This window comes from Imtechella halotolerans (assembly GCF_028743515.2).
In the GTDB taxonomy this organism is placed as follows: Bacteria; Bacteroidota; Bacteroidia; order Flavobacteriales; family Flavobacteriaceae; genus Imtechella; species Imtechella halotolerans.
This window is the reverse complement of the sequence record NZ_CP117969.2, coordinates 1,463,102-1,484,729: the sequence shown is the minus strand read 5'-3', so window position 1 is coordinate 1,484,729 and position 21,628 is coordinate 1,463,102. Positions and strand designations below refer to the sequence as shown.

Here is a 21,628-nt window from a genome sequence, read left to right as displayed (position 1 = left end):
CTTAATTATTGTACTACTTGTAAAATTGCTAGCATAGCCGATAATATAACGAGCCAATGAATAATGATAATTAAAGTTAACTTTTTAAGTAGTACGAATAGAATTCCAAATACGAGCCCCCAGGTTAAAAACCACCAAAATTGATCAATAGACTTTAAGCCATGCTGAAAAATGAATGGAATGGATGCCATGACAATAGCAATCCATCTATTTATGGTGTTACTTTCTAAGGCTTTGATCGCAAACCCTCTATAGACGATTTCTTCTGCCAGGCCTGCCACTAATCCCATTAGTATGAATATAACACGTGAGGCAGTTGTTTTAGGTGTTAGGGAAGAGATTGAATTTAATTTTTCTATATCTATGATGGAATTTGCGAGTGTTAATTCTATAAAAACAAGTAAGGCAAAAGCAATAAGTAAGTATCCTCCAATAAAATAAAAGGTCTTCCTTTTAGTAAGAGTAAATCCAATATCTGACCATTTCCATCCACTTGAAATAAGAATTTTAGAAACGATATAAATTTGAACCAGGTACCAAATAATGATTAATATCCAAAAGGTGTTAAAGAAATCTAGCCCGAAATTTGTGAATACATTTTGATTTAATAATAATAAAGAAAGAAGCGTGGCCATTATTGGGAACCCAATGAGTACACCAAAGGTTTTTGACAAGGGCATGGGCTTAGAAAGTTGATTGCTTTGTATCATATAGTAAATTATTAGGTGTGATTTGATGTGAATTTTAGGTGATTGTCTTAAAAGAAATGTAAACAATAGATGGGGTTTAATTACCTGATTTTAAGTATCACATTTCCCTTTTTTCTTCCAGTTTCAACATATCTATGAGCCTCAACAACCTCTTCCATTCGGAAGGTTTTGTCAATTAAGGCTTTATATTCTCCTTTCTCAAATAACTCTTTTAGTAACTCTAATTGATATTTTGTTTCTGAGGCATATCCAACTTTTACACTTAGGTATACCCCATTTTTGTTTAAAAGCCTTTTACACATCTTTCTATGGTATTTACCAACAGCATCAAATATGATATCATACTTTTGGGTATGCTTAGTAAAGTCTTCTTTATCATACAGAATTCTGTTGGTGACACCTAGACTTCGAACAAGGTCCTCTCCTTCAGAACTGCATACGGAGGTAAGTGATACCTTATAATATTTTGCTATTTGGATAGCTGCGGACCCCACAGATCCTGTTCCTCCAATAATTAAAACTTCGGGTTGTTTCTTGGTGGAAATTTTTGCTTTATTTAAAAAATGAATGGCTGTTTGACCTCCAAAAATAATAGCTGCAGCTTCTTGATAAGTAGCGTTTCTCGGCATTTGAACGATGTTACTTTTTTGATGAACTGTAATATATTCAGAATAGGTTCCAAAATTTAGCCCAGTCATTCCAAATACATCGTCACCTATCTTAAAATGGGTGACCTTATTTCCTATAGACTCAACGACGCCTGAATACACTGTTCCTAGTATTGATTTCCGTGGACTAGAAAAACCAAGTATAAGTTGCATTATCATTTTCATTAGGCCATTGGCATCTAGTTTTCTAATCCTGACATCACCCGAATTTACTGCGGTAGCCATTATCTTTATAAGGACCTGATGAGCTTTTGGTGTTGGTTTTGACACTTCTTTGATTTGTAATACTTCAGGTGGTCCGTATTTTGTACAGATAACTGCTCTCATTGTTGTCTCCATGCTTTTATTGAATTTCAATACTGCTTCCCGCAATTACCTTCCATCCCGTATCATTGAGCTTCCATACTCTCAGGAATCTAAAATCTCCATTAATTAGTTGGTCTATATAGTTTGCTTTTAATTGAATGGTAGCTACAACAGTTGCGATGTCATCAATGATATGTATTTCTTGGTTGCGAATTTCAATGTGATAAACCTTCATTAATCCATCCCTATAATTTTCAATATCAATTTGTTTTGTAATGGTGATTCCTGTAGGGATATTAAAAACTAAACTGTCGTGAAGTAATGCTTGGAGTGTGTGAATATCGGCATATTGTATGGCTTGTAACAGCCTTTTTTCGCATTCGATGATTTGGTCTACTTTAGTCATTTTGATCTTAGGATATTCGTTTTATAAGAAACTTAATAGTTAAATTCACAAAGGGTTTCTGTATTTTAATCTTAAGGGCACTAGTACAACTTTGTCGTTAGTTTTGAGTATTGTCCTTTTCTATGACGAGAAAGTCTATTATTGGTTGCATAAAATCAAGGCTATTTTCTGGCCAATACCTAGTTTGTTATCGTACCTTTTGAGTGGAAATAAATAGGTTGATCCAATAGTATTTGATAGTAATGCCATTTTCTTTTGCAAATCCCAGTTTAATAAATTAGTGATACTGCAAATGTAATTTGGAGATAACTTAAATTTAATTCACTTAAGTTAAGAAAGATGTTTTAGCTTTTTGTTTTTAGAAGTACTCTTGTTCTTATTCTACTTAAAGATTGTGGTTTTATTCCTAAGTAACTTGCCAACTGATGCTGGGGAACACGTTGAACAAGATCTGGTCTTTTTTGTAATAGGTTTAGATATCGCTGTTCTGGGGAGGAAGTTTTAAACTCGTCAAAATTGATTTTCTCTTTTGCCAATTGCTCTTCTGATAGAATTCTACATAAGGATTCAAACATTGGAAATTTGGTAAACATTTCAATTTCCATGTCAGGCCTTGAAACACAAATTATAGAATCTTCAAGGCATGATATAAAATATTCAGAAGGCGTCTTGCTTAAAACACAATTTGGGGTAATACCTTCCATTTCTGTGTAGAAGGCTGTTGTTTTTTCTTCACCATCCACTACATAATACGTCCTAATACATCCCTTTAATACAAAGTAGCCATCTTGCGATTTTTGACCTTCTTTCAATAGAATTGATCCTTTTGGTTTGGAATGAAATATGTTCAAAGAAATTATTGCGTTCTTTTCCTCTTCGGACAAAGAAACATAGTTGGATATAAAATCAAATAATAACTCTTGCATTAGGATCTTGGTTATTTTGGTTGGGTTGTATATATCTTCTTGAGTCGTGCTACTTTAATTTCTTTAATTTTTTTGAAATATAGTAAAAACCCTTAAAGAAACGTATTCCTTAAATGTATATTATTTTGATTGTTAGCGTTTCACATAATTTATAAAACTTATTTGACCGGAGATGACTAAGAGGCTTTGAGATACTTTATAGGTATAAATTATCACATTATTTCTCTATTTTAGACAATTCAAATGAAAAACACTTCAAGCTGATCATGAAAATTGAACTAAATCCTCAAGTAGATACTTATTTAATTGACGGCTGTATGCGCTGTAAATATGGTGGCACACCACAATGTAAGGTTAGGAGTTGGAGAGAAGAATTGGAATTTCTTAGACAACTGGTATTAGAAACAGGTCTTGTCGAAGAAATAAAGTGGGGAGTTCCGGTGTATACACATAAAGGGAAAAACATTGTCACAGTTAATGCTCTTAAGGATTCAGCTAATATTGGTTTTTATAAAGGTGTGTTACTAACTGATAAACATAAAATTTTACAGAAACAGGGTAAAAGCATGCAATCGTCTAGGATAGTAAAGTTTATCAATGTAGACGACATAATGAAATTAAAAGAAGTTCTGAAGTCCTATATTTTGGAAGCAATAGCCATAGAGGAAAGTGGTAAAAAGGTCTTATTTGTAAAGAATCCGGAACCCATCCCTATGGAGCTTTTAAAAGCTTTTGAAGATGATCCTTCTTTTAAAAAGGCCTTTGAAGCTTTAACCCAGGGTAGACAAAGAGGTTATATTATTTATTTTTCACAGCCTAAGCAAACTCAGACAAGAATTGCAAGAATCGAAAAGTATAAACAGCAGATTTTTATGGGAATAGGGTTCCATGATAAATACAAAGGTTAATTTTATAGTAAATGGTTTTGCTTTTAGTATAAAGTGTTCGTTTTTAGTGTTTAATAGTGGTGTGTCCTGAGTCCAAATGGCGATCAAATTATATATGTACCATTAAAATTGAATTTACTATTCTTGATTTTTAATTTACATTAGGTTAATACCTACTTTTTAAGCTAGGGCTAAATTTGCCCCTATGCAGGCGGAATCCAAATATCAAGATATACACCTTTTAGCATTACAAGTAAAGGAAGGTAATCAAAAAGCCTTTAATATATTATTTGATAAGCTTTGGGAGCCTTTATACAGGCATACTCAAAGTATTATAATGGATGAACCTGCTTCCAAAGATATTATTCAAGAAATATGGATAGATTATTGGAATCGACGTGCCTTAATTCAAACCGATAATATTAGAGCGCATTTGTTTAAAGCTGCAAAATATAAGGCATTTAATTATTTAAGGGATCACAAATTTGTACCCGTCCAATTGGAAGTTCTCGAACTTTTACCTCAGGAAGAATTTACCATTGAAGAAGAACAGGGCAGTGTTACCCTACTACATAATGCATTAACAGATTCAATGAATAAATTACCTTCTCAATGTCGATCCATCTTTAAAATGAGTAGACTAGAGGGTTACACCAATGACGAAATAGCTTCAAAACTTAATATTTCTAAGCGTAGCGTAGAAAATCAGTTATCGATTGCCTTAAAAAGAATACGTACCGATCTGAAGGCACATGAGTTTGCTTCTGTGGTATGTATGTTATATCTACTTTAATTGAAGGTTGCCAAATCCCCCATGTTGTTATCAAAACATTAAATGAGTTTTTAAGTATGTGAGTCCTCCAATTTCATGGTATGTAATGGTATGACTATTACTTATGAAAGAAGCACATTTTAAAACATTACTAAAAAAATACCAAGAAGGGAAAGCAACGGCTTCCGATAAGGAGCATATTCGCTTTTTTGAAAATCAACTAAAAAAGAAAAATGCTAATCAGATATTTACTAATGATCAGCATAAGGAGGAATTAAAGTCATCTATCATTGGTGTTATAAACCGTAAGATATCAAAACCAAGTTTTTATTGGTCAAAAATTGCAGCCATATTGGTTCTCCTTTTAGGGGTTCATCTTTATAGACAGTACGTATCTCATTCCAATACATTGTATAATGAGGTAACATCTGGGCCAGAGGTCAAATACTATATTTTGCCTGATAGTACCCAAGTGTGGCTAAACAAATCTTCCAAATTACAATTTGCCAATCACTTTAATGAAACTAGAGATGTTATTCTAGAAGGAGAAGCCTTTTTTATGGTTAAAAAGGATCAGAATCATCCTTTTAAAGTCAGATTTGAAGGTAATGAATTGGAAGTGACCGGTACTCAATTCACTGTTAATTCCAAAAAGACAAAACAGGAAGTTGCCATAAAAGAAGGGAGTGTGACCGTTACAACCACTGCTTTAGAAGCCTATGACCTTAAAGTAAATAATGTTTTAAAAATTACCGGTCAATCCTCTGTTAAATCAATAGAAGAATTTCCTCGATCAGGCTACTGGAGTCAAGGAGCATTGCTATTTAATAATATGCCAATGCATCAGGTGCTTGAAATTGTTTCCAAACGATTTGGTCAAACCATCCGTATAGAAAATATAGATAAAGGTCAGCTAGGATTACGGATTAGTGCCAAGTTTACTGAAGATATCAGTGTTTTTGACCTGTTAAATAGTTTAACCCATATAACCCCTTTTACCTATGAATTAAATATAGAAAGACAGGAATTGATTATAAAATAAATTGAAACAACCAACGGCAAAAGGAGGAGTGCCAAAAAGGAGTACTCTTTTAATTGTATAATAAATCAAAATAATCTATGAGAATTTTTGTAGTACGTAATTTTTTTATTTCTCTAGTAATTCTGTTATCTGGCGTTACTTATGCAAGCCAAAAAATAGATCCTAGTGAAATTCAGGTGGCTATTTCAAAAACACATTTAGAAGAAATTCTACATGAAATAGAGGCCCAAACCCAATTTACATTTGCTTATAATGAAAGTATTAAAGCCAGTAGGGAAGTGAATATCTCTAAGGGGAAGCAAAATTTAGGAACCTGTTTGGATATTATTTCTAAGCAATTACATCTTGATTTTCAATTTGTTGGGAAACAGGTGTTTGTCAAATCATCACAAAGTGTAAAAAGTAATAATCAAGGCTTTCAGGTACAGGGACAAATTAAAGATGAACAACATATCCCATTGCCTGGCGCTACTGTAAGGGAAAAAGGTACAACCAATGGTACTTCTACAGATTTCGATGGAAATTTCCGTTTACAGGTGAGTAGTTCTAACGCAATTATAGAAGTGACCTATATCGGGTATATCTCTCAACAAATTGCACTTCAGGGAACTGCCAATGTTTCTATAGTAATGTCATTAGATTCAAATGAACTTGATGAAGTTATGGTGGTAGGTTATAGTACGCAAAAGAAAGCAAACCTTACCGGTGCTGTTTCTCAGGTAAATGAAAAAGATTTTGAAAGTCGTCCTATCACTAATATAAGTTCAGGATTACAAGGATTATTACCTGGAGTTACTGTCACGGGTGCAATGGGAGCTCCCGGAAGTAATCAGGGAACTATTCGAATTAGAGGTATTGGTACTTGGGGAAATGCCACACCCTTAGTAGTCATTGATGGCGTGCCTGGAGGTAATTTGAATATATTGAATCCAAGCGATATTGAAAGTATATCTGTTCTAAAGGATGCCGCCTCCTCATCAATATATGGTGTTAGAGGGGCCAATGGTGTTATTTTGGTAACTACCAAAAGAGGGAAATCCGGAGCTCCAACATTGACGTACGATTATTACTATGGTTTTCAAAAACCTACCGCATTACCTAAACTTTTAGGATCTCCAGAATATATGGAGTTACAAAATGAAGCTCAAATTAATGTTGGAAGAAACCCTACCTATTCGCAAGACGAAATTGAATTAGCAAGAGCTGGAACCGATATTAATAATTATTCCAATACGAATTGGATTGATGAAGTTTATAAGAAAAATGCACCCCAACAAAATCATAATGTGACCCTTAACGGAGGAAAGGATAACTCTAATTACTTTATGTCCTATGGTTTTCTTGATGAAGGAGGGTTGATCGTTGGAGATAATTATAGCGCTAAACGCCACAATGTAAGGCTAAAATTAAGTACGACTGTGTTTGATAAATTAGATATCAATTCCAATATTGGATATGTAGATCGAAATGTAATTGGTTCATCCGCAGGTATGGGGCCTTTATCAATGGCATTATCTATGACACCTTTGGCACCTGTTAGAAATACAGCAGGAGGCTGGGGATACATTGGTGGTTCAAGTAATCCTGTGGCTACAGCAAGTGATGCAGGAACTGATGATTTTACTTCAGAAGAGATTACTGGGAATATTGAAGCGGTATTACATATTTCAGACAATTTAAAATTAAAGGCCCGATATGGTTTGATTAAATACAATTCTCGAAGAAATGTGTTTGTTAAAACCATAAATTACTATAGTGCTGAAACAGGGGATTTACTATGGCAGACAGGGTTTCCAAATAAAATAACTACTAGTAGTTACAAAGGGACCTATCAGACTTTTATCGGGACCGCGGAATATGAAAAGATCCTTTTTGATAGTCATGCTATTAAATTATTATTAGGTGCTTCTCAAGAAGAGAATATTTCGGATGACTTGAGTGCCTCTAGAACAAATGTAGTGTCTTCGACAACGGGTAATCTTAATTTAGGGACGGAAAACCAGTTAAATGGTAGTAGTAATTCAGAGAATGCTTTACGATCTGTTTTTGGCCGCGCAAACTATTCTTATGAGGATAAATATCTTGCCGAGGTTGATTTTAGATATGATGGTTCTTCCAGATTTTCAGGAGATGTACGGTGGGATCTTTTCTCTGCGGCTTCGTTAGGCTGGGTATTTACTAAGGAGAACTTTTTAAGTAACCTAGGACCTTTAAATTTTGGAAAGATACGCTTCTCTTATGGAGTTCAAGGAAATGATCGAATCACTGATTTAGCCTATATGGATATACTTGGGCCTGTTAGTACAATGCCAATAGGAGATGAGCTTACCTTTGGATATAGACAGACAAGTGTTGGAAACAAGTTGTTAACTTGGGAATCTGCTAAAAAAACAAACCTAGGACTGGACTTAGCTTTTTTCAATAACAGGTTAAATTTTTCAGGTGATTATTTTGTAAATAAGACCGAGAATATATTGTTAAGACTTCCTATTCCTGATGTATTTGGAGGGCCTGCTTACCCTTATCAAAATGCAGGAGCTGTGGAGAACAAAGGTTGGGAGCTTCAATTAGGATGGAAAGATCAAGTGAGAGATTTTGGATATAGCCTAAACTTTAACCTCTCCGATGTTAAAAATCAGGTAACTAACCTTGGGGGAACAGATCCTACCATTGGGGACAGAGTTAGAATGGAGGGACAACCCTTAGATGCTTTCTATGGCTTAGTTGTCGATCGTATTGCCCAGGTTTCAGATTTTACGTATGAAGAATCTACTGGAGTTTATACGCCTAACTTCCCTATTATTCAAGGAGACCCTGTTCAGCCTGGAGATCTTATTTATAAAGATTTAAATAACGATGGGGAGGTGGATTTGATGAATGATAGAAAAGTGATAGGAAGTCATATTCCAAGGTACACTTATGGGTTTTCAGCGGCTATGAATTACAAAGGATTGGATTTCAGTTTTGTTATACAGGGTGTTGGAAAAGCATCAGGGCTACTAACAGGAAATGCGAGGCATGCATTTATAAATAATAGTGCTTTGCCTCAAGATGTCCATTTGGATCGTTGGACATTTGAAAATACGGATGCTAGTTATCCAAGGTTTACTTATTTACAAACATATAACCAAAGATTGTCAACTTTTTGGCTGGAGGATGCTTCTTATGTTCGATTGAAAAACATACAAATAGGATACACGCTTCCTGTTGAACTATCTAAAAAATTAAGAGTAAATAAATTAAGGGCTTATGTGTCTGCTGACAATCTATTTACAATTTCAGATTTCTTCCGTGGGTATGATCCAGAATCTCCTGTGAGTGGAGGAGGGTTTTATCCTCAACTTAAAACAGTAGTACTGGGACTAAACGTTAATTTACAATAACAACATTCTAAATCAAAAATGATGGTTAAAAAGATATTTATTCTATCAATCGTAACTTTATTATGCGTTTCGTGTAGTGATGATTTTCTTGAGCGTCCACCAAAGGATGTTTTGACAGATGCAAACTTTTGGGAGACAGAAGAACATTTAATTCTTGCTGCCAATGCATTGTATGGAAATATAAAGTCAAAGAATACAGTAGACATGGAAAATATGGGGGACAATACACTTTGGCCCTCAAGTACACAATATCAAGCAATTGGTAGTGGAAACTATGGCCCTGATCAAAATACAATTAACTCTGAATGGATTTCCCAATATAGAGGTGTAAGACAGGCAAATTCCTTTTTAGAAAATTATCAAAAGGCGGATGTCAATCCAATATTGGCAGATCGTTTGGCTGGAGAAGTTAGGGTGATTCGCGCCTTAATGTATAGCTATTTGATTGATTTTTGGGGTGATGTTCCACTGGTAACACATACCTTAACGATTGACGAATTAATGGTTGCTCGTACTCCTAAAGAAGAAGTAATCGATTTTTTAATGACCGATTTAGAAGTTGCTGCCGCCAATTTACCTGTGGAAATACCTGTAGGTGAAAATTTAGGTCGTATGAGTAGAGGTGCCGCTTTGGCCCTAAAAGCAAGAATTGCACTGTATCACGGTCGATTTGATGTTGCCGAGGATGCCGCAAGACGTGTAATGGATTTGGGGGTATACAGCTTGTTTGACATCGGAAATCCTGATAGAAATTATTATACACTATTTACGGATAAAGGAAAATTATCAGCAGGGTTAAACAAGGAAACCATCATAGGTAGACTTTGTTTGGCAGATGTAAGTATGCATAATTTGAGTCGAGAAATACAGGTACCGGATCAATTTATACGTTGGAATCCAACCAAACATTTGGTTGATGATTATTTAATGGTGGATGGTTTACCTATAGATAAGTCCCCATTGTATCAAGTTAGTGGGTACGAAGATGTGTTTAAAAATAGAGATCCAAGGATGTCCCAAACAATTCTAGCTCCAGGAGCTGCTTGGGGCGGAAGATATGATGGTAGTTTAAACAATACGACTCCTGGAATATTTAATACCCCTAAATTTCAATCCGATAAAAAAGGTGCTGTAACACTTACTGGATATTATTTTACTAAATATTGCGACCTTGGGGCTGTACCTACTTATAATAAGGATGACAATGATTTTCATTTATTAAGATATGCAGAAGTTTTACTTACCTATGCGGAAGCAAAACTAGAACAAGGTACTTTAACTCAAAGCGATGTTGATAAAACAATAAATTTGTTAAGATCACGTGTAGGAATGAAACCTATGGATCTTCAGGAATTAGAGACCAATGGTCTTAATGTGCGTAATGAGATTAGACGAGAACGTCGAATAGAATTGGCATTAGAAGGCCAACGTTATTCTGATATAAAAAGATGGAAAATTGGAGAAGTACTGGGTCAGGATGTTAAAGGCGTTAATGTTAACTGGCTTCCTCGCCCAGAGTTAGCTGCGAATTTAAGAACGGATGCTGATGGGTTTGTTATTGCTCATACAGGACGAACTTTTGATGCAAGTAGACATTACCTTTGGCCTATACCGTTACCGCAGATGGAACGTAATCCAGATTTAGAACAGAATCCCGGTTGGGAATAGTTTAATAGTAATATATAAATCAACCTATTTCACTAATGAAATAGGTTGATGATTTTAAGATGAAAAAAAATATTTTTAAAGGAAGTAAACGTATGTGGTGTTTTAAAAATGTAATATTTGGTGTTATTCTGGCTTTGTTTAGTTGTCAAGTTGACAGTTCTGAGCAAATTGTCGGCAATAAACCTGAAGTAAGTGAAGAAGGATCAGGGATGGAACTAACAGTGCTTAGTTATAATGTACATCATTGTAATCCACCATCTAAGCCAGGTGTAATAGACTTAGATGCTGTTGCCAATGTTTTAAAAAATAGTGAAGCAGCTATTATTGGACTTCAGGAGATTGATGTGTTTACAGAGCGCTCTGGTAAAGACTTGGATATGACAAAGGAATTAGCAGAAAGAGCTGATTATCCATATTACTATTTTTCAAAATCAATTGATTATCAGGGGGGAGCTTACGGAACGGCCATTTTATCCAAGTATCCGTTATCAGAAACTGAAACTATAGCACTACCTAATCCTGCAGGATCTGAACCAAGAACTTTATCTGTAGCTACCGTTACAATTAATGATACTTTACAAATACGATTTGCAAATACACATCTTGATTACACAAATGCTTCGAATAACATGGAACAGGTAAAGACTATGAGTTCTAATTTAAGCCAAAGTGATATCCCTGTGATTTTGACAGGTGATTTTAATGCGAAACCTGATGCAGATTCCATGAATTATTTAGCTGGTTTCTTTCAATTTTCTTGCAGGGTAAATTGCTCATATACCTCACCTGCCTCAAATCCAAATAAGACTATTGATTATATAGTCTTTCGCAACGGGAATCATAAGATTAAAAAAATGAGTCACAGTGTGCTACCAGAGAATTATGCCTCTGATCATTTGGCTGTAAAAGCAACTTTAAAAGTATATTAGTATTTTTAAAAGCTATTAAAACCTACTAGGTAATATGTTGTAGTGTATACCATTGTGGTTATTACAAGACATAAAATAAGTTATATAATTGAAATTTAGAATTCATGAATAGTAAATATCAAATCACAAGTGTTTGGGCAGCTTTGCTGACAAGTGCGCTTGTTGCAATTTCTTGTAAATCGGGTATGAAATCTACATCAGAAACTCAAAATAAGGAGGTCGATAGTGAATGGATTATTCTTTTTGATGGTACCAGTACAAAAGGATGGAGAGGCTATAATATGGATGTTTTACCTCCTGGATGGATTATTTCTCAAGGAGCACTTACATTTGATACACAGCTTGGACTGGAACAAGACTATAAAGGAGGAAAAGATATTATGTATGGTGCAGAAGAGTTTGAAAATTTTGAACTATACTTAGAATGGAAAATCCCTGAGGGGGGCAATAGTGGTATTTTTTATCATGTGAAGGAGGGGTATAATGGACCTCATGTTGTTGCGCCCGAATATCAGCTTATTGATGATTTAAACTATGCAAAAATTCACAATCTGACAAAGTATAATCTTAGTTTGGGATATGTAGATAAACCGGAAGAGTTAAAACCCTTACAACAGACGGGTGCTGATTATGCAATGCACCCACCAAGTCCGAATAAGATATTGCACCCGGTTGGGGAATGGAATAGTTCTAAAATTGTTTTTACCCCTCAAAGAGTAGAGCATTGGTTAAATGGAGAGTTGATACTTTCATTTGTTCCTTGGGATGACGCTTGGCATGAAAAAAAGAATTCTGATAAGTGGAAAAATAGTCCGGATTACGGCAAGTATTCCTCTGGATATATAGCCTTGCAAGATCATTCAAGCCCTATATGGTTTCGAAATATTAAAATTAAAAGATTGTAATTTTTTAATCCCATGACTATGGATAAAAGAGAATTTATTAAGAAAAGTGGTTTAGGCGCTTTTGGTATTATGTTAGTTCCATCTCTAGTTAGTGGTGCAACTTTTTCTGCTAATAAAAAACTAAGGACTGCTCACATAGGTGTAGGTAATATGGGTTATAGTGATTTGAAAGCCATTGCTTCCCATCCAAATGTAGAAGTAGTAGCCTTATGTGATGTTGATGCATTATTTTTAGCTTCAGCCCGAAAGGAACATCCAAAGGCACGAATATTTTTTGATTATAGAGAGATGTTTAGTGAAATGGGAGATAGAATTGATGCCGTTGTAGTGTCTACACCTGACCATACACATGCACCTGCTTCTATGCTTGCTATGGAGTTAAACAAACCAGTATATTGTCAAAAACCATTAAGTCATTATGTTTCAGAGTCAAGAGCAATGGATAAAATGGCTTCTGAAAAGGGACTGGTAACACAAATGGGGATTCAAGTACATTCTTTCTATGATTATAAGTTAGCAACACTTCTTATCCAGTCAGGAATTATAGGTAAAGTACATACTGTAAGAGCCTGGTCACCTAAAAATTGGGGATATGATGGTGAAAAGCCTGAAGGGGAGGATACTGTTCCTGCACATTTAGATTGGAATCTTTGGTTAGGTACTTCCGCTGAACGTCCATATAAACAAGATGAATATCATCCTGGGAATTGGAGAAAAAAAATGGATTATGGATGTGGAACACTAGGCGATATGGGGGTTCATATTTTTGACACACCCTATAATGCTCTTGAGTTAGATGTGCCTACTACAATTTTGGCCAAATGTCGTGAGTCCAATGGATATGGGTATCCAGAAAAGAATACAGTTACTTATGAGTTTCCTGGGACAAAATATACTGCAGATACCTTAAAATGGGTATGGTATGATGGTGAAGGTGCGCCTGAAATGCATGAAGACTTAATCCTTCCGGGTAATGTTGGTGTAAACAATACTAAAAAGAAAAGTAGCATTGATAAGGACACTATTAAGGATAAGATGTCATTAGATGCAAAAATAGCAGAACTCAATGAATTGCCGGAACAAGGGGCTATGTTCATTGGTGAGAAAGGAAGGCTATTACTTCCTCACTTTATGCAATTACCAAGAAAGATCGTGAAAGGTAAATATGTAGATATAAGTCATGAAATTTCCAGGTTAAGTAAGAAACATAACTTAGGAGATCCTATTCGAAACTACAAGACTGAAGGTCCTAAACATTACCATGAATTTGTAAATGCTTGTTTGGGACAAGGCCAATGTTCGGCTCCTTTTAGTTATGCAGCTCGTTTGACTGAAACTATACTCTTGGGTACCATTGCAGGGAGATTTCCAGGAGAAACATTACATTGGGATGCAGAAAATGCTCGATTTAGAGAGGAAAAAGCCAATGAATTTTTATCAGGTGAATATCGATCGTTTTAATATTTACGAGAGATATTTATTTTTAACGGATTACCAATAAAAACTTGTATAAATTTGGAAGGAATCAGTAAGTCTGGTTTTAAGAACCATATCGATACAAGTTTAATTGGTATTCGAAAATTAAAAAATATACATGTTTGATGCAATTGTTATAGGCACTGGGATTTCTGGTGGATGGGCGGCAAAGGAATTATGTGAGCAAGGATTAAAAACGTTGGTTTTGGAACGTGGAAGAGATGTTAAACACGTGGAAGATTATCCAACTTGGAACAAGGAATTATGGGATTTTGACTATCAGGGATTACCATCTCAACAGGAGGTTAAGACTCAATATAAACAAGCAAGAACAGGTTTTGCAACGAGCCCAGCCATTAAACATTGGTTTGTGGATGATCTTAAACATCCCTATAATGAAAAAAAGCGTTTCGATTGGTTTAGAGGTTACCATGTAGGTGGGAGATCTATAACCTGGGGCCGACAATGTCTTAGACTTAGTGATTTAGATTTTGAAGCTAATAAAGTTGATAATATAGCAGTTGATTGGCCTATCCGATATAAAGATATAGCTCCCTGGTATGATAAGGTTGAAAAATTTATTGGGGTTTTTGGAGAATCATTAGGTTTACCACATTTGCCAGATGGACAATTTTTACCTCCTATGGAGTTAAATTGTGTTGAAACAGACTTTAGGGATAAAATTCAGGCCAGTTATCCTGATAGACGACTCACAATTGGTCGTTTTGCAAATATTACAGGAGATCAACAATTTGAAGGTCGTGGGAAGTGTATGTATCGAAATCGCTGTAATCGAGGATGTCCATTTGGCGCATATTTTAGCAGTAATTCATCCACGCTACCAGCCGCTGAGCGAACTGGGAATATGACCCTGAGGCCTCACTCGATAGTTTCTAAAATCGTATATGATGATAAGCAAGGAAAGGCCATTGGGGTAGAGGTAATAGATGCCTTAACTCATGAAAAGATAGTGTTCCATGCAAAAGTTATATTTTGCTGTGCATCTACCGTGGCTACTACATCTATTTTACTTAATTCAATTTCAGACAGATTCCCAAATGGATTAGGAAATGATAGTGGAGAATTAGGACATAATTTAATGGATCATCATTTTAGAGTAGGTGCGACGGCCATTGTAGATGGGTATGATGACAAATTTTATAAAGGAATGCGTCCTGCAAGTTTTCATATTCCCAGATTCAGAAATTTAGATCCTCATAAAAGAGAACATAAATTTTTGCGGGGGTATGGTTTTCAAGGGAGTGCGAGTCGATTAAACTGGCAAAGGGCTATCCCTGAACTTAGCTTTGGTAAAGAATTAAAGGAAGAACTGTTTAAACCAGGACCATGGAGAATCGGGATGACAGGCTTTGGGGAATGCTTACCGTATCATGAAAATAAAATGACTTTAAATTACGAGAAGTTAGACACCTGGGGATTGCCTACAGTTGAATTTGATTGTGAGTTTAAGGACAATGAAAAGGAGATGAGAAAGGATATGCAGCAAGAAGCGGTTAAAATGTTTGAAATGGCAGGGTTCAAAAATATTGAAGCCTATGAAGAAGAGTGTTTTCCAGGACATGCTATTCATGAGATGGGGACTGCCCGAATGGGACATAGTCCTAAGACATCAGTTTTGAATAAGCATAATCAAATTCACAGTGTTCCAAATGTTTATGTTACTGATGGTGCCTGTATGACCTCTTCAGCCTATCAGAATCCATCATTGACCTATATGGCATTAACCGCCCGGGCAGCCCACCATGCGGTAAAACAATTAAAAGGAATTGAAGATGAATAGAAGAGAAGTACTTGAAAAAATGCCATTAGTTTTAGGGGGTGTGGTCAGTACTCCTTTTTTACTACAATTAATGGCCTCTTGTAAAAATGAAAAAGAATCAACTGGGGAACAGTATCTCAATAAAAGTCAACTCTTTATTATTTCCCAAATATGTAATATAATCCTTCCCGTTTCCTCTACTATTGGAGCCACTGATCTTTCCTTATCAGATTTTATAGATAAAGTGGTTAAGGATGTGCTAACCTTAGAAGAGCAGGTAGTTTTTATAAAGGGTCAGAACTATTTTCAGGTCAAGTTTGAAAAGGTATTTCAGAAGGAAATTTCTAAAGGAACTGAGGACGACTTTTTAAAACTTATTTCTTCGTATTTTAACGTAACAAGGGAAAAACAAGCTGATATATTTACTTATTTAGAAACTCCAGAGGATGAAGTGGAAAATAAGCAGGTGTACTATATTTATAAATATTTAATCTTTGTACGTCATTACACGTTATATGGATATTATACCTCAGAGGTAATAGGAAAGAAAATGTTAGAACAGAATCCAATTACAGGTTATTATGAATCCTGCGTGTTATTTTCTTAAAACAAGGTCAATAGTTTTTATTTATTTGTAATTATGAAGTTTACTTACTACAACAAAGCTCATTGAATTCAATGAGCTTTGTTGTATTGTAGTAATGGTGCGAATGTTTTTTAACGATCTTAATTGAAACGATGTCTAGAGATGATGGCTTTGAGTTTTGCTTTAATATCTTCTCCTGCGTCGTAGATCATTTGTTCATTACTAGGGAAAGGTACTTGCCTACGATTAATGGCATCCAGAAAAATATCGTCTAATGCACGGCGATCCCCAGATGCTGTAGCGTACATATGTTCAAAAACGAATTCACTGCCTAAAGGGTAGGAGTTGATGATTTGTTTACTTTGTAAATCCGTAAAAGAGACAGCACCAGTTAGGGTCACATTCTTAAATTGTGTAAACTCATAAACACTCGCTTTTATGGTCTTGAAATTATCCACTTTAATTGGTTTACCCAGACTATCCTTTACTACATTACCATTTTTATCCAATAAGTCCTTTTGCCCGTCCTTGATTTGTTTTTCCTTGATTAGTTGTCTCTCACGTACTTGTTCAGGTGATATGATTATTTCTTTGAAGGCTAGTTCCATGGCATAATCATATTTCATGTTCTTTTGCGGATTACTATGATATACGGTCCAAAGGTCATTTATACCATAGGTATTAAAGTTTAATAAATCAGCTTCTAACCGTTGTGGAATTACTTTATCCGTATCATTAAATAAAGATACCACTACATAGTCAATACCTTTTTTATGAGCTTGATCAATTTTGGTTGTTACATCTTTATAATTTGGGGTGATTTTCTGTAAATATTGGAAGTCGTCGTAAGCAGCTCTATAGTCATGCTTATTGCGCGCTTTTGTCAATAAGGTAGACGCATTATTATAAAGATATTCAGATAAATTGTTTTTTACTTTCAGAGTTTCTGTAGAATAATCTTTTAGTTTAAAAACAGCATTTCTATTTTCGTCAATAAGAGGTAATGGAAGTAATGGTTTAATGCGTTCTTGGCGAGATTGTAGATTTTGGTATAATTGGTAAATCTCTTCCAAATGTGCAGGATTGCCATCTTTCTTTAAAAAATTTATTTGATCCAAATCACGTTCTGTTGCTTTGGCAAAAGCCTCCTCTAACAAATATACATAAGGCTGATTTCCTTTTTTTGATTTGTTACTACGAAGTTCTTCGATCGCCCGAGTAATGGCACTTTCATAATTACCGGTATTAAGTGCTTCCTGAGTTTTTTTTACTCCGCCACAAGCAAAAACTAGCAAGGCCGAGGAGATAAGTAAAAGTCTTTTCATATTACATCTGTTTAGGTGGTTTAATTGCCCCAAAACAATTACAGTGCCAAAAATATAAAAAACCTCGTAGGTCGCCTACGAGGTTTGCTAGTAATATATATAACAATGTTATTTAATCGTAAAGATTTGGATAATATTACTTTTGACTGCTATCAAATGCAGGTAAAAGTTTACTTGACACTTCTCCAAATCCAATTCTTATTTCGTCATTTTGACAATATCCACGCATAATAACCGTGTCATTGTCGTTAATGAATTTTCGTTCGGTACCATCCTTCATTTTGATAGGATTTTTTCCACCCCATGTAAGTTCCATCATGGATCCATAACTATCCTCTGTTGGTCCTGAAATAGTACCACTTCCCATCATATCACCTGAATTAACACGGCATCCATTAACTGTATGATGCGCCAATTGTTGTGCCATTGACCAATACATATATTTAAAATTGGAAGTGCTTACCAGTGTTTCCTCAGTATTTTCCGGTTGAATGGAAACTTCTAGATTTATATCGAATGCGTGTGCACCTTCTTGTTGTAAATAGGGTAGTGGTTGGGGATCTTGTTTTGGACCTTTCACTCTAAAAGGCTCCAATGCATCCATGGTTACTATCCAAGGAGAAATCGAGGAAGCGAAATTTTTAGCTAAGAACGGACCTAGTGGAACATACTCCCATTTTTGTATATCACGGGCACTCCAATCATTAAATAGGACCATTCCAAAAATATAGTCCTCGGCTTCTTCAATTGGAATAGGCTCTCCCATTAAATTGGCATCGGTGGTTATAAAGGCAGTTTCTAATTCAAAATCTACTCGCTGAGAAGGGCCAAAAACAGGTTGAGTTTCTCCTACGGGTAGTGTTTGACCATTAGGACGTCTTACAGCCACTCCACTTGGTACTATCGTTGAACTTCTTCCATGGTAACCTACCGGTATATGCAACCAGTTTGGTAATAAAGCGTTATCTGGGTCACGAAACATTTTGCCGACATTGGTGGCATGTTCTTTACTTGAATAAAAGTCTGTGTAATCACCTATTTGCACAGGTAGTTGCATTTCGATTTCATCAAGTGAAAAAAGGATAATGTTTCGATGATTTTCATTATCGCGAAGGACTGGGTTTGTACTGTCAAATATATCGCCTATGCGATTACGTACTAAACGCCATGTTTTCTTGCCATCAGAAATAAAATCGTTTAAGCTATCTTGTAAAAAAATATCATCGGTTAAAGGAATCCCGTCAAAATAACCTAATTGGTGCATAGCGCCAAGATCTATAGCAGTGTCTCCTATACGGGTTCCAATGGTGATAATATCTTCACGAGTTAAAAATACCCCAAAAGGAATGTTCTGAATCGGAAAATCAGAGTTTTCCGGTACATCTATCCATGACTTTCTTAGGGGATCATTGGTGATATCTGGCATAATAAGAATATTAATTGTTTTTTTAATAAAACCTGTTCAAATATATCATTTTCCTAATAGGATAATGAATGTAATTATTATTTTTGACTTTTATTTAACGAAACCTTGAAAAAATGCAACGCGACGAACAAATTTTTGAATTAATTGAAGCTGAAAAAGAAAGACAACTACATGGTTTAGAGCTAATTGCGTCTGAAAATTTTGTGAGTAGTCAAGTGATGGAAGCTGCTGGATCGGTATTAACCAATAAGTACGCCGAAGGGTATCCTGGTAAGCGTTACTATGGTGGTTGTGAAATTGTAGACGAAGTTGAAAATATTGCGATAGATCGTGCTAAAACACTTTTTGGAGCTGTTTATGCGAATGTTCAGCCTCATAGTGGTTCGCAAGCAAATACAGCTGTATTTGCCGCTTGCTTAAAGCCAGGAGATAAGATACTAGGTTTTGATCTATCTCACGGTGGACATTTAACTCATGGATCTCCTGTTAACTTTTCTGGAAAACTTTACAATCCAGTATTCTACGGTGTAGAAAAAGAAACAGGGGTACTTAATTATGATAAAATCCAAGAAATAGCAGAAAAGGAAAAGCCACAAATGATTATTGCTGGTGCTTCTGCGTATTCGAGAGATATCGATTTCAAAAGATTTAGAGAGATTGCGGATAGTGTAGGTGCGTTATTACTAGCCGATGTTTCACATCCGGCAGGTCTTATTGCTAAAGGAATATTGAGTGATCCAATTCCACATTGTCATGTGGTTACCACTACAACACATAAAACGTTGCGCGGGCCTCGTGGAGGTATGATCCTAATGGGGAAAGATTTTGAAAACCCATTTGGTTTAAAAACTCCTAAAGGAGATGTACGTATGATGTCTTCTCTATTGGATAGTGCGGTTTTCCCAGGAAACCAAGGAGGACCATTAGAGCATATTATAGCAGCTAAAGCAATTGCTTTTGGTGAAGCCTTAACAGATGAGTTTTTAGAATATATGCTTCAAGTTAAGCATAACGCTGCAGCTATGGCTCAGGCGTTTGTAAAGCGCGGTTATAATATTATATCAGGTGGAACGGATAATCACATGATGCTTATTGATCTTCGTAATAAGGACATAACTGGAAAGCAGGCTGAAGAGGCCCTTGGTAAAGCAGATATTACGGTGAATAAAAACATGGTTCCTTTTGATGATAAGAGCCCATTCGTAACCAGTGGTATCCGTATAGGAACCCCAGCCATCACTACGCGTGGATTAAAAGAAAATGATATGGAAACCATAGTTGCTCTAATTGACGAGGCGCTGGTTAATTTCCAAAACGATGACGTACTTGAGGGTATTTCTGTCAAAGTAAATGAAATGATGAGTGAGCGTCCTTTATTTGCTTACGAATAGTATATTTTGATCTAATAAAAGATCCGGCTAATGGCCGGATTTTTTTATGGATTAAATTAATAAAGCTTGGTTTACTGTTTTTTTGCCTCCTTTTCTTTTTTCTTGAAATACCTTCTAAAAAAGAAATTATGTCTTAAAGCCTCTAAGTTCTCATTTAAGCGTTCACTGGCTATATGGACATTTTTCATGGTAGAATCAACCTCTTGGACTAGATCGGGGTTGTTGGCTAAATAGTTTAAAAGTCCATCACCTTCTTTTATATTTAAAATGGTGCTGTTAAGGTTTGTAATAACACTATCAATATCTCCACTAGAGTGATGGATTCGATCAATTATCTGTTCAATTTTTTGAGATGTTTCAGGACTATTTATAAGGCTTATTACATTGTTTTCCTGTTGTAAAGAATGGAGTAATTCTTGTAATGAGGCAACAGAATGGTTGGTACGTTCACTGGCCATTTTAAGATTACTGAGTGTCTCTTTAAGATCATTCGCCATGGTAGTGTCATTGATAAGCATTCCTACTGTACCATGTCCTTGAGTAATTTCTTTTGTGATTTTTAATAGATCAGCTGTTAGGATTGCTGCATTTTCATTGGTAACACTTAAGGTGCTGAGAATATCTTCTGTACGTATCTTGCTATAGGATTTGATATTGTCATTGGCCTGAACGGATACAGAAGGACCTTTACCTGGAATGATATTGACTATCATGTTTCCTACAAGTCCATCAGATCCAATGGTAGCAATGGCATCCTTTTTAATATGATGTATAATTTTTTCGTCAATTGCCATGTGGATCTTAATGACTGTATCATTTATCATTTCCAATGAGCGAACCGTTCCCACATTGATACCTGAATAGCGTACATTGTTGCCGGGCATTAATCCATTAACATTACTAAAAACGGCAGTTATAGGAACACTTTTTTGGAAAAGATTCTGACGGTTTCCTATAAGATAAACAGCAACGATGAAAATAAGAAGTGCTGCCGATACTAAGATGCCAAGTTGTACTTTTTGTGCGCTTGTTTTTTTCATAC

18 protein-coding genes are annotated in these 21,628 nt (G+C 35.5%); 11 read left to right on the top strand and 7 right to left on the bottom strand.

The genetic code is table 11. The features are described from left to right. Positions 1-5 precede the first annotated feature (5 nt). From PT603_RS06715 to PT603_RS06700, 4 genes are all read right to left on the bottom strand, one after another. The gene (locus tag PT603_RS06715) at positions 6-710 is read right to left on the bottom strand and encodes a CPBP family intramembrane glutamic endopeptidase (RefSeq protein ID WP_008240777.1); all 705 of its coding nucleotides are present in this window, start codon (positions 708-710) and stop codon (positions 6-8) included. 80 nt (positions 711-790) lie between these two features. Next, the gene (locus PT603_RS06710; protein WP_202946608.1) at positions 791-1,717 is read right to left on the bottom strand and encodes an NAD(P)-dependent alcohol dehydrogenase; all 927 of its coding nucleotides are present in this window, start codon (positions 1,715-1,717) and stop codon (positions 791-793) included. Positions 1,718-1,721: 4 nt separating this feature from the next. Then, the gene (locus tag PT603_RS06705) at positions 1,722-2,090 is read right to left on the bottom strand and encodes a nuclear transport factor 2 family protein (protein WP_008240773.1); all 369 of its coding nucleotides are present in this window, start codon (positions 2,088-2,090) and stop codon (positions 1,722-1,724) included. Positions 2,091-2,434: 344 nt separating this feature from the next. Further along, positions 2,435-3,016, bottom strand: coding sequence for a Crp/Fnr family transcriptional regulator (locus PT603_RS06700; RefSeq protein WP_008240772.1), 582 nt, complete (start codon positions 3,014-3,016; stop codon positions 2,435-2,437). Between the two features lie 266 nt (positions 3,017-3,282). Between PT603_RS06700 and PT603_RS06695 the strand changes: the two genes are divergently transcribed. The 10 genes from PT603_RS06695 to PT603_RS06650 all read left to right on the top strand — a co-directional run bounded on the left by PT603_RS06695 (position 3,283) and on the right by PT603_RS06650 (position 16,465). Beyond that, positions 3,283-3,924 (top strand): YdeI/OmpD-associated family protein, encoded by a 642-nt coding sequence (locus PT603_RS06695; protein ID WP_008240770.1) that lies wholly within the window; start codon positions 3,283-3,285, stop codon positions 3,922-3,924. A 184-nt stretch (positions 3,925-4,108) separates the two neighbouring features. Then, positions 4,109-4,696 carry a sigma-70 family RNA polymerase sigma factor gene (locus tag PT603_RS06690; protein ID WP_008240768.1) on the top strand — a complete coding sequence of 196 codons (588 nt, stop codon included), beginning with the start codon at positions 4,109-4,111 and terminating at the stop codon, positions 4,694-4,696. Between the two features lie 103 nt (positions 4,697-4,799). Then, the gene (locus PT603_RS06685; protein ID WP_008240766.1) at positions 4,800-5,717 is read left to right on the top strand and encodes a FecR family protein; all 918 of its coding nucleotides are present in this window, start codon (positions 4,800-4,802) and stop codon (positions 5,715-5,717) included. A gap of 77 nt (positions 5,718-5,794) precedes the next feature. After that, on the top strand, positions 5,795-9,100 hold the full coding sequence (locus PT603_RS06680) for a SusC/RagA family TonB-linked outer membrane protein (RefSeq protein ID WP_008240765.1): 3,306 nt from the start codon (positions 5,795-5,797) through the stop codon (positions 9,098-9,100). Between the two features lie 21 nt (positions 9,101-9,121). After that, a complete protein-coding gene (locus tag PT603_RS06675; protein WP_162097732.1) occupies positions 9,122-10,768 on the top strand; it encodes a RagB/SusD family nutrient uptake outer membrane protein in 1,647 nt (548 codons plus the stop codon). Positions 10,769-10,827: 59 nt separating this feature from the next. After that, positions 10,828-11,697 (top strand): endonuclease/exonuclease/phosphatase family protein, encoded by an 870-nt coding sequence (locus PT603_RS06670; RefSeq protein ID WP_274238638.1) that lies wholly within the window; start codon positions 10,828-10,830, stop codon positions 11,695-11,697. Between the two features lie 104 nt (positions 11,698-11,801). Then, the gene (locus PT603_RS06665; RefSeq protein WP_008240759.1) at positions 11,802-12,602 is read left to right on the top strand and encodes a 3-keto-disaccharide hydrolase; all 801 of its coding nucleotides are present in this window, start codon (positions 11,802-11,804) and stop codon (positions 12,600-12,602) included. 18 nt (positions 12,603-12,620) lie between these two features. Further along, positions 12,621-14,063, top strand: coding sequence for a Gfo/Idh/MocA family protein (locus PT603_RS06660; RefSeq protein ID WP_040488895.1), 1,443 nt, complete (start codon positions 12,621-12,623; stop codon positions 14,061-14,063). 133 nt (positions 14,064-14,196) lie between these two features. After that, the gene (locus PT603_RS06655; protein WP_008240755.1) at positions 14,197-15,879 is read left to right on the top strand and encodes a GMC oxidoreductase; all 1,683 of its coding nucleotides are present in this window, start codon (positions 14,197-14,199) and stop codon (positions 15,877-15,879) included. After that, the gene (locus PT603_RS06650) at positions 15,872-16,465 is read left to right on the top strand and encodes a gluconate 2-dehydrogenase subunit 3 family protein (RefSeq protein ID WP_008240753.1); all 594 of its coding nucleotides are present in this window, start codon (positions 15,872-15,874) and stop codon (positions 16,463-16,465) included. Before PT603_RS06655 ends, PT603_RS06650 begins: the two co-directional genes overlap by 8 nt. Positions 16,466-16,584: 119 nt before the next feature. Here the strand turns inward: PT603_RS06650 and PT603_RS06645 are convergent, their stop codons facing one another. Next, positions 16,585-17,769 carry a hypothetical protein gene (locus PT603_RS06645; protein ID WP_008240751.1) on the bottom strand — a complete coding sequence of 395 codons (1,185 nt, stop codon included), beginning with the start codon at positions 17,767-17,769 and terminating at the stop codon, positions 16,585-16,587. 136 nt (positions 17,770-17,905) lie between these two features. Continuing rightward, on the bottom strand, positions 17,906-19,195 hold the full coding sequence (gene fahA / locus PT603_RS06640) for a fumarylacetoacetase (RefSeq protein ID WP_008240749.1): 1,290 nt from the start codon (positions 19,193-19,195) through the stop codon (positions 17,906-17,908). A gap of 113 nt (positions 19,196-19,308) precedes the next feature. Here fahA and glyA point away from each other — a divergent pair, with 113 nt between their 5' ends. Beyond that, complete coding sequence (gene glyA / locus PT603_RS06635; RefSeq protein WP_008240747.1) at positions 19,309-20,586, top strand: serine hydroxymethyltransferase; 1,278 nt, start codon at positions 19,309-19,311, stop codon at positions 20,584-20,586. Positions 20,587-20,657: 71 nt separating this feature from the next. Here glyA and PT603_RS06630 read toward each other — a convergent pair whose 3' ends face one another. Continuing rightward, complete coding sequence (locus PT603_RS06630; protein ID WP_008240745.1) at positions 20,658-21,626, bottom strand: MlaD family protein; 969 nt, start codon at positions 21,624-21,626, stop codon at positions 20,658-20,660. Positions 21,627-21,628: the final 2 nt, after the last annotated feature.